At 44.3% G+C, this 16,763-nt stretch carries 18 protein-coding genes; all 18 read right to left on the bottom strand.

The genetic code is table 11. The features are described 5' to 3' along the window. Positions 1-6 precede the first annotated feature (6 nt). Positions 7-744 carry a tRNA (guanosine(37)-N1)-methyltransferase TrmD gene (gene trmD / locus AFK25_RS05550; RefSeq protein WP_019418397.1) on the bottom strand — a complete coding sequence of 246 codons (738 nt, stop codon included), beginning with the start codon at positions 742-744 and terminating at the stop codon, positions 7-9. Then, complete coding sequence (rimM, locus tag AFK25_RS05545) at positions 741-1,262, bottom strand: ribosome maturation factor RimM (protein WP_302010000.1); 522 nt, start codon at positions 1,260-1,262, stop codon at positions 741-743. The genes trmD and rimM overlap by 4 nt, the downstream gene beginning before the upstream one ends. Then, positions 1,262-1,645: a YlqD family protein gene (locus tag AFK25_RS05540; protein ID WP_009732864.1), complete on the bottom strand. Its 384-nt coding sequence runs from the start codon at positions 1,643-1,645 to the stop codon at positions 1,262-1,264. The genes rimM and AFK25_RS05540 overlap by 1 nt, the downstream gene beginning before the upstream one ends. A gap of 48 nt (positions 1,646-1,693) precedes the next feature. Next, a complete protein-coding gene (locus tag AFK25_RS05535) occupies positions 1,694-1,921 on the bottom strand; it encodes a KH domain-containing protein (RefSeq protein ID WP_009732863.1) in 228 nt (75 codons plus the stop codon). Positions 1,922-1,924: 3 nt separating this feature from the next. Continuing rightward, on the bottom strand, positions 1,925-2,197 hold the full coding sequence (rpsP, locus tag AFK25_RS05530) for a 30S ribosomal protein S16 (RefSeq protein ID WP_004891099.1): 273 nt from the start codon (positions 2,195-2,197) through the stop codon (positions 1,925-1,927). Between the two features lie 95 nt (positions 2,198-2,292). Continuing rightward, a complete protein-coding gene (ffh, locus tag AFK25_RS05525; protein ID WP_019418395.1) occupies positions 2,293-3,633 on the bottom strand; it encodes a signal recognition particle protein in 1,341 nt (446 codons plus the stop codon). 12 nt (positions 3,634-3,645) lie between these two features. Further along, a complete protein-coding gene (locus AFK25_RS05520) occupies positions 3,646-3,978 on the bottom strand; it encodes a putative DNA-binding protein (RefSeq protein WP_019418394.1) in 333 nt (110 codons plus the stop codon). A 71-nt stretch (positions 3,979-4,049) separates the two neighbouring features. Beyond that, a complete protein-coding gene (gene ftsY / locus AFK25_RS05515; protein ID WP_009732860.1) occupies positions 4,050-5,048 on the bottom strand; it encodes a signal recognition particle-docking protein FtsY in 999 nt (332 codons plus the stop codon). A 6-nt stretch (positions 5,049-5,054) separates the two neighbouring features. Next, positions 5,055-8,615 (bottom strand): chromosome segregation protein SMC, encoded by a 3,561-nt coding sequence (smc, locus tag AFK25_RS05510; RefSeq protein WP_035065898.1) that lies wholly within the window; start codon positions 8,613-8,615, stop codon positions 5,055-5,057. Positions 8,616-8,674: 59 nt separating this feature from the next. Further along, a complete protein-coding gene (gene rnc / locus AFK25_RS05505; protein WP_009732858.1) occupies positions 8,675-9,391 on the bottom strand; it encodes a ribonuclease III in 717 nt (238 codons plus the stop codon). Positions 9,392-9,460: 69 nt separating this feature from the next. Next, entirely contained in the window at positions 9,461-9,697 is a 237-nt protein-coding gene (acpP, locus tag AFK25_RS05500; RefSeq protein WP_003394967.1) for an acyl carrier protein, read from the bottom strand. 58 nt (positions 9,698-9,755) lie between these two features. After that, positions 9,756-10,499, bottom strand: coding sequence for a 3-oxoacyl-[acyl-carrier-protein] reductase (fabG, locus tag AFK25_RS05495; RefSeq protein ID WP_009732857.1), 744 nt, complete (start codon positions 10,497-10,499; stop codon positions 9,756-9,758). After that, positions 10,496-11,437, bottom strand: a complete 942-nt coding sequence (fabD, locus tag AFK25_RS05490) for an ACP S-malonyltransferase (protein WP_026011813.1) — start codon at positions 11,435-11,437, stop codon at positions 10,496-10,498. The genes fabG and fabD overlap by 4 nt, the downstream gene beginning before the upstream one ends. Positions 11,438-11,448: 11 nt before the next feature. Continuing rightward, a complete protein-coding gene (gene plsX / locus AFK25_RS05485; RefSeq protein ID WP_009732855.1) occupies positions 11,449-12,438 on the bottom strand; it encodes a phosphate acyltransferase PlsX in 990 nt (329 codons plus the stop codon). Next, positions 12,435-13,019 carry a transcription factor FapR gene (fapR, locus tag AFK25_RS05480; protein WP_009732854.1) on the bottom strand — a complete coding sequence of 195 codons (585 nt, stop codon included), beginning with the start codon at positions 13,017-13,019 and terminating at the stop codon, positions 12,435-12,437. The genes plsX and fapR overlap by 4 nt, the downstream gene beginning before the upstream one ends. A 75-nt stretch (positions 13,020-13,094) precedes the next feature. After that, on the bottom strand, positions 13,095-15,143 hold the full coding sequence (recG, locus tag AFK25_RS05475) for an ATP-dependent DNA helicase RecG (protein ID WP_035065903.1): 2,049 nt from the start codon (positions 15,141-15,143) through the stop codon (positions 13,095-13,097). After that, positions 15,136-16,023: an L-serine ammonia-lyase, iron-sulfur-dependent, subunit alpha gene (sdaAA, locus tag AFK25_RS05470; RefSeq protein WP_009732852.1), complete on the bottom strand. Its 888-nt coding sequence runs from the start codon at positions 16,021-16,023 to the stop codon at positions 15,136-15,138. Before sdaAA ends, recG begins: the two co-directional genes overlap by 8 nt. 23 nt (positions 16,024-16,046) lie before the next feature. After that, positions 16,047-16,709 (bottom strand): L-serine ammonia-lyase, iron-sulfur-dependent subunit beta, encoded by a 663-nt coding sequence (gene sdaAB / locus AFK25_RS05465; RefSeq protein ID WP_035065906.1) that lies wholly within the window; start codon positions 16,707-16,709, stop codon positions 16,047-16,049. Between the last annotated feature and the right edge of the window lie 54 nt (positions 16,710-16,763).

Below are 16,763 nucleotides of genomic sequence, written 5' to 3'. Positions count from 1 at the left end.
CAAGAGTTACCGCTCATTTTTTTCCCATTGTTCAATCCATTTTTTTTGCTGTTCTGTTAGTTCATACGTCTCAAGTAAATCTGGTCGTCGCAACCACGTACGACGCAACGATTCTTTTTGACGCCACTCTTCAATTAAACGATGGTTTCCAGAAAGAAGGACATCTGGTACTTTCATGCCTCGAAAATCCGCAGGACGCGTATAATGCGGATGTTCAAGTAAGCCCGAGCTATATGAATCAAGGACAGAAGAATGTTCGTTGCCAAGCACGCCCGGAAGCAAGCGAACGACGCTATCAATAACGACCATCGCCGCCAGCTCTCCGCCCGTTAACACATAATCTCCAATTGAAATTTCATCCGTTACGACATGCTCACGAATGCGCTCGTCATATCCTTCATAATGGCCACAAATGAAAATTAAATGTTGTTCTTTGGCGAGTTCCTCCGCCTTTTTTTGTGTGTAGCGTTCTCCTTGTGGGCAAAGTAAAATAATGCGCGGGCGATGTTCGCTCTGTTTCGTTAAATGATCGACCGCATCGAAAATCGGCTGTGGTTTTAATACCATCCCAGCGCCACCGCCATAAGGATAGTCATCTACCGTTTGGTGTTTATTATCGGCAAACTCGCGAAAATTAACGAGTTGAAACGTAACCGCTCCTTTTTCTTGCGCTCGTTTCAAAATCGACTCTTGAAGCACGCCAGTAAACATCGTTGGAAATAAAGTGAGCACGTCGATTTTCATTCGTCAAGCAGTCCTTCCATGACATGAATGGTAATCGTTTTATTTTCGACATCGACTTGTTTGACGACATCTGCAATATAAGGGATAAATACATCTCCGCCTTTTTTCCGTTTAACGACCCATACGTCGTTTGCTCCTGGCGTTAAAATTTCCTTTACTTCGCCAATCGTTTCGCCCTCTTCGGTCACAACGGTGCAGCCGATAATTTCGTGGAAATAATATTCTCCTTCATCAAGCAGTTGAAGTTGGCTTTCTGGCACTTTAATCATCGCGCCTTTGAATTTTTCAACTAAATTGATGTTGTCATATCCTTCAAACGTCAATAAATCAAACGACTTATGAACTCGATGGCTCGCCACTTTCACTTCAATTGGCGGCTCGCTTCCCATAAAAATATATAGCACATTTCCGATTTTATACCGTTCTTGCGCAAAATCTGTGCGTGAAATGACGCGCACTTCACCGCGAATGCCGTGCGTATTTACAATCTTTCCGACATTAAACCATTTCACAACGATCACCCCTCGCGTATATCAACAACAATTCCATCTTCAATAATAATTGTTTTTTGAGGCGACCAACGTGCACCGATGTGAACGTCGATAATCGCCTCCACCTCTCGTTCTTTTATTTCGCTTCCTATCGGTAATATGTGCAATTGTTCGAGAAGGAAGTCAAGTTCCGCTATTTTTTGACGTCGAACTTGCATTTCTCTTTCAAACTTTTCTTTAATTTGTTTCGGTGGAAACGATGTTTGCTTTTCCATTCGTTTTTGTTCAAAAATAAGCTGTTCACATTGCTGTTCAAGCTGTCGTTTTTGTGCCGTCAATTGTTGAATGAGTTGTTGCTTACTTTTTTCTGTTAATCGTTGTCTTACTTCAACCGTTTGAATAATTTTCATGGCGCACCGCCTTTCTGAACGAAAAAAGGGGAGGTATCTCCCTCTCCCTTACTCTTCGATGCGTACGTCTATTCGCTTCTTCGATTCGTTTGCTGCTTGAACAACGGTACGAATCGCTTGAATGATTCGTCCGTTTTTTCCGATCACTTTTCCAACGTCTTCGTGATGAAGGGCAATCGAATATGTGATCGATTGTTGTTGTTCCGTTTCGCGAATGACGACGCATTCCGGATGATCGACAAGTGACCGAACAATCGTCTCAAGCAACGTTTTCATACATTACTTTCCGTACTTTAAGTTGTGGAATTTTTCTAAAATTCCTTGTTTTGAAAGCAAGTTGCGCACCGTGTCAGATGGTTTCGCACCGTTTTGTAACCATTTTAACGCAAGCTCTTCGTTAATTTTAATTTCTGCAGGCTCTGTTAATGGGTTGTATGTGCCGATTGTTTCGATGAAACGACCGTCACGTGGAGAACGAGAGTCTGCAACAACGATACGATAAAATGGTGATTTTTTTGCACCCATACGTTTTAAACGAATTTTTACTGCCATAATTGTAGCACCTCCGAAAATATTTCACACAAGATAGTATATTAGCAATAAACGTTTTGTTTGTAAAGTGTTTTTTCTTAACACTATCATTTTGCTTACATGAACGGGAAACGGAACCCTTTCTTTTTCCCTTTTGGTATAGTTGTCATCATTTTCATCATTTTTTTCATTTCGTCAAATTGTTTCAACAAGCGGTTGACGTCTTGAACCGTCGTTCCACTTCCTTTGGCAATTCGCTTTTTGCGGCTTGAGTTAATGATGTCTGGGTTCATTTTTTCTTCTTTTGTCATTGAGCGAATAATCGCTTCTACGCGGCTAATTTGTTTTTCATCAATTTGTAAGTTGTTGAGCCCTTTCACTTTGTTCGCGCCCGGCAACATTTTTAAAATTTCATCAAGCGGACCAAGTTTGCGCACTTGTCCAAGCTGTTCTAAAAAGTCGTCAAGGGTAAATGATGCGGTGCGCATTTTTTGTTCGAGCTCTTTTGCTTTTTCTTCATCGACCGCCGCTTGCGCTTTTTCAATGAGCGTCAGTACATCGCCCATGCCTAAAATGCGCGATGCCATCCGCTCCGGATGAAACGGTTCAAGCGCATCGAGCTTTTCGCCCATACCGACGAATTTAATTGGCGTGTTTGTGACCGCTTTAATGGACAACGCCGCTCCGCCGCGCGTATCGCCGTCAAGCTTCGTCAAAATGACGCCCGTTAAGCCAAGCTGTTCGTTAAAGCTTTGTGCGACGTTTACCGCATCTTGCCCTGTCATCGCATCGACGACGAGGAAAATTTCATCTGGTTTCGTCACTTCTTTCATTTGTTTTAATTCGTCCATCAGCGCTTCGTCGATGTGCAGTCGCCCTGCGGTATCGATTAACACATAATCGTAGTGTTCTTCTTTCGCTTTTGCGATCGCTTGCTTGGCAATTTCAACCGGGCTCACTTGATCACCGAGCGAAAACACAGGGATGTTCAATTGTTTACCTAGTGTTTCAAGCTGTTTGATCGCTGCCGGACGGTAAATGTCACAGGCAACAAGCAACGGTTTGCGATTATGTTTTTTGCGCAGTAAGTTCGCTAATTTCCCTGTTGTCGTCGTTTTCCCTGCCCCTTGCAAACCGACCATCATGACGACGGTTGGCGGACGGCTTGCGACAGCAATTTTGCTATTTTCTCCTCCCATTAATTCCGTCAATTCTTCTTTGACGACTTTAATGACTTGCTGCCCTGGGGTCAAACTTTTCAACACTTCTTGTCCGACAGCTCGCTCGCTTACTTTTTTCACAAAGTCTTTAACAACTTTAAAATTGACGTCAGCTTCTAATAGCGCTAGCCGCACTTCGCGCATCATTTCTTTTACATCGGCTTCCGTGACTTTGCCTTTGCCACGAATTTTATTCATGACATGTTGCAGACGGTCGGCCAATCCTTCAAATGCCATCGTTACCGCCCCCTACTCTAATTTCTCCAACTCCGCAACGAGCTTTATCAGCTCTTCATCGTTCGGATAGCGTTCGGCAATATGCGTCTTTAATACATCTAATAATTTTTGCCGCTGTTGAAACTTTTGAAAGAGCAATAGTTTTTGCTCATAATCTTCTAACATCGCTTCCGTCCGTTTAATATTATCGTATACAGCTTGACGACTCACTTCGTACTCTTCGGCAATTTCACCGAGGGAGTAATCGTCTAAATAATAAAGGGACATATAGTTCCGTTGCTTCGGCGTCAACAACGATTGGTAAAAGTCATATAAGTAATTCATTCTCGTTGTTTTTTCTAGCATGAAACTCCCCCCTGTTAAGTGAAACGCCTTTACATGACTTTAGTGTATATGTTTTAACCGATGCTGTCAAGTTATTCTCCTTGCGCTTCTTCACGCTCCATAAACGATGAAAATAATCCGTAAACGAATTGTTCTGCGTTAAACGGCTCTAAATCGTCCATTTTCTCTCCTAAGCCGACAAATTTCACCGGGATGTTTAGCTCGTGGCGAATTGCTAACACGATGCCCCCTTTTGCTGTTCCGTCAAGCTTCGTTAACACGATACCGGTCACATTCGTTGCTTCTTTAAACGTTTTCGCTTGGCTCATCGCATTTTGTCCCGTCGTTGCATCTAACACGAGCAACACTTCATGCGGTGCACCAGGTACTTCTCGTTCAATGACGCGTTTCACTTTTTCAAGCTCTTTCATTAAATTCACTTTATTTTGCAAGCGACCAGCTGTATCGCACAGCAAAATATCGACGTTGCGCGATTTCGCCGCTTGAATCGCATCATACATCACCGCAGCCGGATCGGAGCCTGCTGACTGTTTAATCACTTCGACACCTACTCGCTCTCCCCATACTTCTAACTGTTCAATCGCCCCCGCGCGGAACGTATCGCCTGCGGCAAGCATCACTTTTTTTCCTTCGTTTTTTAATTTATACGCGAGTTTTCCGATCGTCGTCGTTTTTCCGACGCCGTTGACACCGACAAATAAAATAACCGTTAAGCCGTTTGGCTGAATGTTTAGTTCTGTCGTTTCATCGCCGCTCGCTTGATATATATCAATGAGTTTTTCAGAAATGACGCTATACATTTCTTTCGGGTCTTGAATGTTGCGGCGCTTCACTTCCATTTTCAACTCATCAATAAAATCCATAACCGTGGCTACTCCAACGTCTGACGCAATTAAAATTTCTTCTAGTTCTTCAAAAAACTCTTCGTCCACTTTTCGATAGCGGGCGATTAAGTCATTCACTTTTCCCGCAAAAGAGTCGCGCGTTTTTTCTAAGCCGCGCTTAAACTTTTCCGTTACTGTATCCGCTTGTTTTGCAATTTTTTCTTTTAACTTTTTAAAAAAACTCACCGTTTCTCATCCTTTCTTTCCAGCTGCTTCTTCCAATCGAACAGAAACAAGTTTCGATACGCCTGATTGTTGCATCGTTACTCCGTACAATACGTCTGCTTCTTCCATCGTTCCTTTTCGATGAGTAATGACGATAAATTGTGTTTCGTGGCTAAATTTCTTTAAATATTTCGCATATCGTTGCACGTTCGCTTCATCTAGTGCGGCTTCCACTTCATCGAGCACGCAAAACGGAACAGGTCGAACGTTTAAAATAGCAAATAAAAGCGCAATGGCAGTCAGCGCTCGTTCACCGCCTGATAATAAACTTAAATGTTGCAGTTTTTTGCCCGGCGGCTGTGCGACAATATCGACACCTGTATGAAGTAAATCGTTCGGATCGGTCAGCTTTAAATCCGCTTTTCCTCCTCCAAACAATTCGACGAACACACGCGCAAATTGCGTACGAATTTGTTCAAACGTCACCGCAAATCTTCGCTTCATTTCATCGTCCATTTCGTCAATCACTTGATAAAGTGTATCTTTCGCGCGTTGTAAATCTTCTTTTTGTTCCGTTAAAAAGCGATGGCGCTCAAATACGCGTTCATATTCTTCAATCGCGCCAAGGTTCACCGTCCCGAGCTCATCAATCGCCAATTGAATGAGCTTTACTTTTTTCCGCGCTTCTTGCGCTGGGATGTGAAGTGGGAACGCTTCTTTCGCCGCTTCAAACGATAGTTTATATTCTTCACGAAGTCGATTTAACAAGTGATCTAACTCCATATCAAAACGAGCGAGCTTCACTTCTTCGTCTTTTAACGTATCTGTTAGCTGTTTATGTTGACGTTTCAGCTCTTTTATTTCTTTTTCGAGCTGTTCAAGCTTCGTTTGGTATTGTAGTCGTTGTTCACGGCGGCTAGCGATCAGTTGAATCGTTTCTTCTTTTTGTTTCGTTTTTTCTTTGCATATTCGTTCGAGCTGTTGTTCATCTTCCGTTTGCTCGTTCATATGCTGAATAAGTTGATGCCGCTCTTCTTCCATTTTTGCGCGCGTTCGCTTCGTTTCTTCCCATTCTTCGACAAGTCGCCGCACATGTTGTTCTTCATTTCTTACATGTTCTTGCTTTTCTGCAAGCGCGACTTTTAAAGCGGTCAGCTGTTCTTGCATTTGTTCTTTTGATTGTTGTTCGAGCTGTTTTTTTTCTGTCCATTGCTGTACTTGTTCGTCAATATGAGCGATGTTTTTCTCTAACTCATTAAGCTGCTGCATGACATCGTGAAGTCGAGCGGTCAGCTGTTGTTTTTCTTCTTCAAGCGTTTGTCGTTCATAGCGATACACAGCTAGTCGCTCATCCATATGTTTTTTTCGGAGATCTAGTTCCGTCCATGCGCTTTTTTCTTCTTGCAGCGCCATACGGTTTGCTTCCAGTTCCGCATAAAGATGCTCTCGTTGCTGTTCGTCTTGGGCAATCGTCTCTTTTTCACGCTGGATGCGCTGTTCGAGTTCAATCGTTTTTCGTTCGATTTCGCGAAAACTTGCTGTCACTTCTTCAAGTTCACGTGTGCGGCTTAATAATGAACTCGTCTGTTTGTTTACCGTTCCTCCCGTCATCGCTCCACCAGGATTCACAACATCTCCGTCAAGCGTGACGAAACGATAGCGGTATTGCAGTTGGCGCGCAAGCTCATTCGCTCCTTTTAAGTCGCGCGTAATAATGACCGTTCCAAGAATGTTTGTCATCACTTGCGCGTACGTTGCTTCATACGAAATTAATTCGGAAGCGACGCCAACGTAAGCGGGATGTTTCATCATATCCGCCCGAACAGATGGAGGAAGCGATTTTCCTTGAATGACGTTGAGCGGTAAAAAAGTAGCTCGTCCGTACGCATGTCGCTTTAAAAACTGAATGGCTTCGCGTGCGCTTTGTTCGTTCTCTACGACGATATGTTGCGCTGCTCCGCCAAGCGCCACTTCGATCGCTGTCTCTAGCTCAGACGGCACCGTCATCAGTTCAACGACAGCCCCATGAATGCCTGGAAGGCGATCTTTTGCTTTTAATACTTCTTTCACACCTTGGAAAAATCCAGCATATTCTTGTTGCATCGCTTCAAGCATTTCTTTTTTTGATTTCATTTTTTGTACGTATTGGTACGCTTCATATAACGTCGCTTCTTTTTTGCGATATTGTTCTTTTTGAACCGCTAATTGTTGTTCTTTTGTTTTTACTGCTTCTTCTTGCTCGGCGATGCGCTGCTGTAATTGGTGAACAAGCTGTTGCTTTTGTTCCCATTGTTGAACGATTTGCTCGTATGCCCGAATATGCTCGTCGTTTGCAGCGATCAGCTGTCGTTGTTTCTCTTCGTTTTTTTGCAACTGTGCTTCCGTGTGCGTCCGTTCATTTTTCAACGTCGCTTGCTCGTGAACGAGATCGATATATTCGCTTTTTAGCCGTTCAATTTCGGCCTCTGCTTTCGGACCGTAAGCGGAAAGCACGTTATTTTTTTCTTTTAATTCGGCTTGAAGCGCTTGCACATTTGTTTGAAGCTGTTGAAGCAACTTCTTTTTTTCTGCAATGGTCGCTTCCAGTACACGTTCGCGCTCAGCCAGTTGGGCCACCGTTTGTTCCATTTGGTGTTGTTGCTTATGGGCGTTGTTTTTTCGCTCTTTTAATACTTGTTTTTTTCCTTCCATTTTTTCAAGCTCTTCGCTCACAAGCAATAACACTTGTTGTAAGCCGTCAATCGACTCATCGAGCGCCGTCAGTTCATGGCGCAATTCAGCGATGTGCGCTTCTTCTTTTTGTAGCGTCGTTGCTAATTCGATCTCGTTTTGTTCATGTATAGCGAGCTGTTCTTTTAACGCTTCCCATTTTTCATGTAGCTGTTCAATTTCATAGACGATTAGCCCGACTTCGTATGTTTGTAATTGTTCTTTTTTCTCGATATATTCTTTCGCAATGGACGCTTGTTGTTTCAACGGTTCTAGTTGTTGGTTTAACTCATGTAAAATATCTTGCACGCGTTGTAAATGATCTTCTGTTTCGCTTAACTTGTGTTCAGCCTTTTTTTTCCTCATTTTATATTTTAACACACCGGCTGCATCTTCAAAAATCATGCGACGGTCTTCCGGTTTACTGCTTAAAATTTCTTCGACTTTTCCTTGGCTAATGATCGAAAACGCTTCGCGACCAACGCCTGAATCCATAAATAAATCAACGATATCTTTTAAGCGACACGGCTGTTTATTAATAAAAAATTCGCTATCTCCCGAGCGATACACACGTCTTGTTACACTTACTTCTTCGTATTCAAGTGGCAAAAATTGATCGCTATTATCAAGCGTTAATGTTACTTCAGCCACGTTTAACGGTTTGCGCGATTCGCTTCCTGAAAAAATGACGTCTTCCATTTTTGCCCCGCGAAGCGACTTCGCCGATTGCTCCCCAAGCACCCAACGAATCGCATCTGTAATGTTGCTTTTTCCGCTTCCGTTCGGACCGACGATGGCCGTCATCCCCGGAACAAAATCGATTGAAATGCGATCTGCAAAAGATTTAAATCCGATAGCTTCTAATCGTTTGAGGAACACATATATCCCCCTTCATGTAAAAGATGTAACAATAAGCAAGGCTGTCCTTTCGCACCGGATCAGCCTTGTTGTGATTGTTTTAGCTTAGCTAATGCCATTTGTGCGGCGCGTTGTTCTGCCTCTTTTTTCGAGCGACCAATGCCAACGCCAAGCTCTTCCCCGTTTAACGATACGCGCGATACGAACTCTTTATTATGTGCAGGACCTCGTTCTTGTAAAATTTTATATTCTAAAATGCCGCTGCCATCACGTTGTACGAGCTCTTGTAGTTGACTTTTGTAATCCATCACATGAGAAAAAGCACCTTCGCGAATTTTCGGGAACATCGTTTTCCCTAAAAATTGTACGACTGCCTCTATACCTTGATCTAAATAAAGCGCTCCAATAAAAGCTTCAAACACGTCCGCTAACAATGATGGACGCATTCGCCCCCCCGTTAGCTCTTCTCCTTTGCCGAGCAAAACGAGATCGCCAAACGATAGCGCATGAGCGAACGTAACAAGCGATGGTTCGCAAACGATCGCTGCCCGCAGTTTCGTTAATTCCCCTTCGCTCATTTGCGGAAACTGTTCAAATAAATATTGCGAAACGGTCAATTCAAGGACGGCATCTCCTAAAAATTCCAGGCGCTCATTATCTTCATGTAGCCGCTTTCGATGCTCATTCACATATGATGAATGGGTAAATGCTTGGATGAGCAATTTTTCATCGCGAAAAAAAATGCCAATTTGCTCTTGAAACTGTTTAAACTTCACGTACGGTCGTTGCTTCGACATGCATATGAACCCCCAACTATAAACGTAAAAAGCATAGAAAGCCCCGCTTACAAAACGGGACTTTGCTTATTATGATAGACGGCTTTTTATGTAGTTTACTGCGTCACCGACAGTAACAATTTTCTCCGCCTCTTCATCTGAAATTTCCATATCAAATTCGTCTTCTAACTCCATAACAAGCTCAACGACATCAAGCGAATCTGCTCCTAAATCTTCTTTGAATGAAGATTCAAGCGTCACTTGTGACTCCTCGACACCAAGGCGATCTACGATGATTTTCGTTACACGCTCTAATACGTCTGCCATTTTATTCACCTCCCCTCAAGTCATTATACTGAATTATATCAGAAAATAAAACGAATTTTTACATGACCATGCCGCCATCGACGTGAATCGTTTGCCCTGTCATATAGCTTGCCCCATCTGAAACAAGAAACGCGACGACATGGGCAATATCTTCTGGATTTCCGAAGCGTGCGAGCGGGATTTGTTGCAACATCGCTTGGCGCACCTCTTCGCTTAATTGGTCTGTCATATCTGTCGTAATAAATCCAGGCGCAACGGCGTTTACCGTAATGTTTCGGCTCGCCAGTTCTTTTGCTGCTGTTTTCGTCAAACCAATGACGCCTGCTTTCGCTGCAACGTAGTTCGCTTGACCGGGATTGCCGCTCACGCCAACGATTGATGCAACGTTTACAATTCGTCCGTAACGTTGTTTCATCATCGGACGTGTGACGGCTTTCGTACATAAAAAGACGCCTTTTAAGTTTGTGTTAATGACTGCATCCCATTCTTCTTCTTTCATGCGCATAAGCAAATTGTCGCGCGTAATGCCTGCGTTGTTTACTAAAATGTCGACGCGCCCCCAACGCTCAAGCACTTCTTTCACCATGCGCTCTACCGCTTCGCTATTTGCCACATCGGCTTGCACAGCGAACGCTTCGCCACCTTGTGCAACAATTTGTGCAACAACTTCATTCGCTTTCGCTTCGCTCCCTGCATAATTGACCGCTACTTTTGCACCGAGGCGAGCGAGATGTAAAGCAATTTCACGTCCGATTCCACGTGATGCCCCTGTCACAATCGCTACTTTTCCTTCCATCTTCATTCCCCTTTCAACGCAGTCACCGTCGCTGCAAACGAAGCTTCATCAAAAATCGAATAGACGTTGACATGACGGTTTATTTTTTTCACTAGACCGCTTAATACTTTTCCAGGACCGATTTCGATGAACGTATGTACACCAAGATCGATCATCGTTTGAACAGATTGCTCCCAACGAACAGGTGAATACAATTGTTCAACAAGACGTTGTTTTATTTCCGTTGGATTTGTCATCGGCTCAGCTGTTACGTTTGAAATGACTGGCACAGCACTTTCTTGAAACGACAATGTGTCAAGCACAGATGAAAACTGCTCTGCCGCCGGCTTCATTAAAACGGAGTGAAACGGTCCGCTTACTTCAAGTGGAATAACTCGTTTTGCCCCTTTTTCTTTCGCCAGTTGTGACGCTCGCTCAACCGCTTCTTTTGCTCCGGAAATGACAATTTGTCCCGGGCAGTTTAAGTTCGCTAATTGCACAGGCGATGATTCCGTCGTGATTTCATCAACAATGTGCTGTAACGTCGCCTCATCCATGCCAAGCACCGCTGCCATCGTCCCTTGTCGCGCTGGAACGGCTTTTTCCATCAATTCTCCGCGCTTTCGCACCGCATATACACCGTCAGCAAACGACAACACAGACGCTGCAACAAGCGCGCTATATTCTCCGAGGCTATGTCCCGCTACATAATGCGGATGAATGCCTGCTTCTTTTACTTTTTGTAAAAATGCGATGCTTGTCGTGAGCAATGCCGGCTGAGCGTTTTCTGTTTTTGTTAATACGTCTTGTGGTCCTTCAAAAATAAGTTGTGACAAAGACATTTGCAATCGTTCATCTGCTTGGCGAAAAATCGATGCTACCTTCTCATCTTTTTCCGCCCATTCTTTTCCCATCCCGACGGTTTGCGAACCTTGTCCCGGAAAAATAAATGCGATTTTCCCCATCATAGCACCTCTTATTTTGTAATTTCCGCGATCGATTGTTTCACCGTTTGTACGACTTCGTTGGCGACCATATCACGCGCTTGGCGTACGGCATGAAAAATAGCGTGGGCATCCGATGAACCGTGCGCTTTAATGACAGGTGCACGTAACCCGAACAACGCTGCCCCACCGTATTCAGCGTAATCCATCTTTTTCTTTAATTGCATAAGCTGTGGCTTTAAAGCAAGCGCGGCTATTTTACTTACTACTCCGCTTGTCAGCGCCGATTTTAACATCGAAAAAACAGCGATCGCCGTTCCTTCAATTGTTTTTAACGCCACGTTGCCGGTAAACCCATCCGTGACGACGACGTCAGCTACTCCCTCTAATAAATCGCGCGCTTCCACGTTGCCGATAAAGTTTAGCGGTGTCTCTTGAATCAGTTGAAACGCTTTTTTTGCTAATTCATTTCCTTTTTGATCTTCTGTTCCTACGTTTAATAAACCGACGCGCGGGCGAGCAACACCGCGCACTTTTTCGGCATATGCCGCGCCCATCAATGCATATTGCAATATATGTTCTGGGCGAGCATCAACGTTTGCGCCAACGTCTAATAACACAAATCCTTTTCCATCAATCGTTGGCAACGTCGGAGCTAAGGCAGGTCGATCAATGCCGTCTATGCGGCCGACGATAAACAACCCTGCTGCCATTAAAGCTCCTGTATTTCCTGCCGAAATACACGCATGAGCGCGCCCTTCGCTCACTTCATTTGCCATTAATACCATGGACGCCTCTTTTTTACGGCGAACGGCACGAACAGGTTCGTCTGTTGCTTCAATGACTTGTTCTGTATGAATGATCGATAGTCGTTCATCGTTTGTGATGTATGGGCGAATGAGCGTCTCATTCCCGACAAGCGTAATTTCAATATCGTGAAAATGCTCAATCGCCTTTTGTGCACCGATCACGACTTCTTTCGGAGCGTGATCGCCTCCCATGGCATCGATTGCGATTTTCATTTTTCTTCTCCATCCTTTTTGACAACATTTGAACGATACATGTGAAATTCTCCTTGAAAGACAAGCTCTTGACCGACGTAGCTATTCACTTCAACGACTGTGCGCCCATTTTCATTTAAGTTTTTTACTTTCGCTTTCGCGACGACGCGCTCTCCTTCTTTGACGGGGCGCATAAAACGAATGTTCGCTTTTGCCGTTAAAGCTAATTCATCGTTAATGACCGCTACCGCAAGCGAATTCGCTTGTGCAAATAAATGATGTCCTCGCGCAATTTGATTTCGTTTAAATACATGTTCTGTTTTTACATCAAAAATCGAAATGGCACTTTCATCTAACTGTATATCAATGATTTCTCCAATCACTTCTTCAATAGGCAACGACTTTACTTCGTCAGCAAATGTGCGCTCAGCTACATGTTTAATGCGTTCGCGCAACTCTGGAATCGACAGTTCCAGGCGATCGAGGCGGATCGTTTGAATGCTGACTGAAAATTTTTCGGCAAGCTGTTCATCTGTAATAAATGGGTTTTCTTCAATCGTTGCTTGCAATAATCGTTGCCGTTCTCGTTTATTTCTTCTCATTTTCGATCCACCATCCGAATTATTACTAGGTACTAATAGTAGTATATAACACCCAAGATGACATTTCAACCACTTTTAATCTAATTTTTCACCGCTTAAAATGCCTGATTGTTGTAAATGTTCGCGAAGAAGGGCGTATTTTTCGTCCCGCCAAAAGGCAGGAGAGTCGATGAGGCGTGCTGCATCTTGTCGTGCCACTTCTAAAATGCGATAGTCGTGGACGAGATCGCCGAGACGAAACTCCGGCATGCCGCTTTGTTTCGTGCCAAAAAAGTCGCCCGGCCCGCGCAGTTCTAAATCTTTTTCAGACAGCACAAATCCGTCGTTCGTTTCCGTCATAATGCGCATGCGCTCTTTTCCGGTTTCCGACTTTGGATCGGCAACTAAAATACAATACGATTGAGCTTGTCCGCGCCCCACTCGCCCGCGCAATTGATGAAGCTGAGCAAGGCCGAATCGATCAGCATCATAAATGACCATGACCGTCGCGTTCGGAACGTTTACCCCAACTTCCACAACGGTTGTAGATACTAAAATATGAATATCATTTGTACTAAACGCACGCATCACTTCTTCTTTTTCTTCTGAAGATAACCGACCGTGCATCAATCCGATGCGATAACGCCCTTTGTAATAGTGCGTTAACATCGCATGAACGTCGATCGCATTTTGAACATCAAGCTTTTCCGACTCTTCAATCAACGGGCAAATCACATATGCTTGATGGCCTGCCTCAACTTGTTTGGCAATAAACTGAAATACGCGCTCAAGCATGTCGTGCTTAACCCAATACGTTTCAATTTTTTTTCTTCCTTTCGGCATCTCATCAATGACGGAAACGTCCATTTCTCCAAATGCAGTAATCGCAAGGGTACGCGGAATCGGTGTTGCCGTCATAAACAATACATCAGGCGATTGTCCTTTTTCACGTAAAATGCGCCGTTGTTCGACACCGAAACGATGTTGCTCGTCTGTAATGACTACTCCAAGCTGAGCAAAATTAACGTCATCTTGAATGAGCGCATGTGTCCCAACAACAACATGAACGTCTCCCTCTGCTAATTGTTCAAGTAGCTGTTTCCGCCTTTTTCCTTTCACAGAACTCGTCAATAGTTCGACACGAATGCCCATCGGTTCAAGAAGCGCACGAAGCGATTCGGCGTGCTGTTCGGCTAAAATTTCGGTCGGCACCATTAATGCCCCTTGATATCCTGAAACGTATACCGCATACAACACAATGGCCGCAACGACTGTTTTTCCTGAGCCGACATCGCCTTGTAATAGCCGATTCATCCGATATGGCGACTTTAAATCTTGAACAATTTCACGCACAACCCGCTGTTGCGCATTCGTAAGCGGAAAAGGAAGCGATTGAATAAACGATTGAAGTTGTTCATCTGAAAAACGATGCGCAATGCCCGGTGACTGTTCACGGCGATATTTTTTTAACGCTTGCATTTTTAATTGAAAAAGTAAAAATTCTTCATAAACGAGTCGCCGTCGCGCTTGTTTCAGCTGCTCGTGCGAAAGCGGCATATGAATCGCTCGTATCGCATCACGTTTCGATACGAGCCGATATGTTTGCAACAGCTCGTTCGGCAACGGGTCGACAATCGCATGACCGTATTGTTGTAACGCAAGGGCAATAAAGCGGCGCATCCCTTTCACTGTTAAGTCGCCACGCGTCGAATAGACCGGTTCAATCTCCTTTTGTTGTTTCATTTCACCGATATGAAGCTGTTGTACGGTTATCGTTTGGCGATGTTTATCCCACTTTCCTGTCAACGTCACCGTCTCGTGTAAAGTCAGTTTCTTTTTTAAATAAGGTTGGTTAAAACAAATAGCCGTCACTAAAAAACGGTCTACAAGCACACGAAACGTTAAGCGCGACTTTTTGCGTTGATAATATGTAAGAGTAGGCTCGCTGTACACTTTGCCGACAATCGTTATTTTTTCATCGTGTTTTGCTTCTTCTAATGCACATATGCGGTAATCTTCATAACGAAAAGGGAAGTGATACAACAGTTGTTCAATCGTATCAATTCCCATTTCATGAAGCGATATGGCTGTTTCTTCTCCAATTCCTTTAATCGCTGTGACTGTTTGTTGTAATACGTCACTCACGTTTCTCATTCGGCTTGCCGAAAATGCGCGCTTCTAATTTGCGCGCAGTCGGCGTTGCCGCTAACCCTCCTTGTGCAGTTTCTTTTAATGCAACCGGCATCGTTTGGCCGATGCGAAACATCGCTTCAATGACCTCATCGCACGGAATGCGGCTTTGTATGCCAGCAAGCGCCATATCAGCAGCAATCATCGCATTCGCTGCTCCGATCGCATTTCGTTTTACACACGGTACCTCAACTAACCCTGCGACTGGGTCACAGACGAGTCCGAGCATATTTTTTAAAGCGATAGCCATCGCCTCTGCCGCTTGTCTCGGCGTGCCACCAGCCATTTCGACGAGCGCCGCTGCCGCCATGCCTGCCGCTGATCCAACTTCTGCTTGGCAACCTCCTGCTGCACCTGAAATGGATGCGTTGTTTGCGACAACAAATCCGAACGCACCAGCTGTAAATAAAAACTCAACCATTTGTTCACGTGTTGGTTGAAGTTTTTCTTTCACCGCAAATAATGTGCCCGGGACGACACCGGCGGATCCTGCTGTTGGTGTCGCGCAAATCATCCCCATCGCCGCGTTCACTTCGTTCGTTGCCATCGCCTTGCTGACGGCATCTAAAATCGTTTCCCCTGATAAAAATTGTCCACGCGCTATATATTGTTGTAAGCGTGTCGCATCGCCACCTGTTAATCCAGAATGAGAGCGAACGCCCGCCAATCCGCGCATAACGGCTTGTTCCATCACTTGTAAGTTTTTCTCCATTTGCGCCACAATATCCTCTCGGCTACGCTCGGTCACTTCCATTTCTTGACGAATCATCACTTCTGCAATTTTTATTTGTTCTCGTTCTGCTCGTTCTACAAGTTCTGCTACATTTCGAAACATCGTTGTCTCCCCTTTGCGCCGCTTTACTCCACAATTTTTGTTACGTCAATAATATGTGGCAACGTTTTTAATTGCTCCACAATCGCATCATCAATATCTTGATCTACTTCAATTGTCATCAGCGCTTGTTTTCCTTTTTCTTTTCGCGATACTTCCATATGACCGATATTGATGGCGTATTTCGCTAATACGTTCGCAACGCCTGCAATCGCCCCGTAACGATCGTTATGCATAATTAAAAGTGAAGGGTGATGGCCAGAAAGCTTAAGCTCAAAGCCGTTTAGTTCAATAATTTCAATTTTTCCGCCGCCAATAGAAATGCCGACAAGCTCGAGCTCCCCTTTTTCATCCCCAAGACGAATTTTTGCTGTATTCGGATGAGGGGGAATCGCTTCCTCTTCATGAAACGTAATGCGGATCCCTTCTTGTTTGGCGATGTGTAACGATGTTTTCATCCGCTCATCAAACGTATCAAAGTTTAATAACCCGCCGACGATAGCGACATCCGTTCCGTGTCCTTTATACGTCTCAGCGAATGAACCGTAAAAGAAAATGTCCGCCCATGCTGGTTTTCTCCCGAATAAATTGCGCGCGACTTTGCCAATGCGCACCGCCCCGGCTGTATGCGAACTCGACGGGCCAATCATAATCGGACCAATGATGTCAAATACACTCCGATATTTCACCTTTTATTCTCCCCTTTGTCATCTTCATGAAAAAGAAGGGGAACGTTCCCCTTC

The sequence above is a fragment of the Anoxybacillus gonensis genome, from assembly GCF_001187595.1.
In the GTDB taxonomy this organism is placed as follows: Bacteria; Bacillota; Bacilli; order Bacillales; family Anoxybacillaceae; genus Anoxybacillus; species Anoxybacillus gonensis.
This window is presented reverse-complemented; position numbering and strand designations above follow the sequence as displayed.

What these genes read in the sequence shown, in the direction of transcription:
- fabG (WP_009732857.1), bottom strand. Translation starts at nt 10,499, where the DNA reads ATGAAGATGGAAGGAAAAGTAGCGATTGTGACAGGGGCATCACGTGGA.
- AFK25_RS05540 (WP_009732864.1), bottom strand. Translation starts at nt 1,645, where the DNA reads ATGAAAATTATTCAAACGGTTGAAGTAAGACAACGATTAACAGAAAAA.
- rpsP (WP_004891099.1), bottom strand. Translation starts at nt 2,197, where the DNA reads ATGGCAGTAAAAATTCGTTTAAAACGTATGGGTGCAAAAAAATCACCA.
- sdaAA (WP_009732852.1), bottom strand. Translation starts at nt 16,023, where the DNA reads ATGTTTCGAAATGTAGCAGAACTTGTAGAACGAGCAGAACGAGAACAA.
- plsX (WP_009732855.1), bottom strand. Translation starts at nt 12,438, where the DNA reads ATGAAAATCGCAATCGATGCCATGGGAGGCGATCACGCTCCGAAAGAA.
- rnc (WP_009732858.1), bottom strand. Translation starts at nt 9,391, where the DNA reads ATGTCGAAGCAACGACCGTACGTGAAGTTTAAACAGTTTCAAGAGCAA.
- fapR (WP_009732854.1), bottom strand. Translation starts at nt 13,019, where the DNA reads ATGAGAAGAAATAAACGAGAACGGCAACGATTATTGCAAGCAACGATT.
- trmD (WP_019418397.1), bottom strand. Translation starts at nt 744, where the DNA reads ATGAAAATCGACGTGCTCACTTTATTTCCAACGATGTTTACTGGCGTG.
- acpP (WP_003394967.1), bottom strand. Translation starts at nt 9,697, where the DNA reads ATGGCAGACGTATTAGAGCGTGTAACGAAAATCATCGTAGATCGCCTT.
- AFK25_RS05535 (WP_009732863.1), bottom strand. Translation starts at nt 1,921, where the DNA reads ATGAAAACGTTGCTTGAGACGATTGTTCGGTCACTTGTCGATCATCCG.
- ffh (WP_019418395.1), bottom strand. Translation starts at nt 3,633, where the DNA reads ATGGCATTTGAAGGATTGGCCGACCGTCTGCAACATGTCATGAATAAA.
- AFK25_RS05520 (WP_019418394.1), bottom strand. Translation starts at nt 3,978, where the DNA reads ATGCTAGAAAAAACAACGAGAATGAATTACTTATATGACTTTTACCAA.
- fabD (WP_026011813.1), bottom strand. Translation starts at nt 11,437, where the DNA reads ATGGGGAAAATCGCATTTATTTTTCCGGGACAAGGTTCGCAAACCGTC.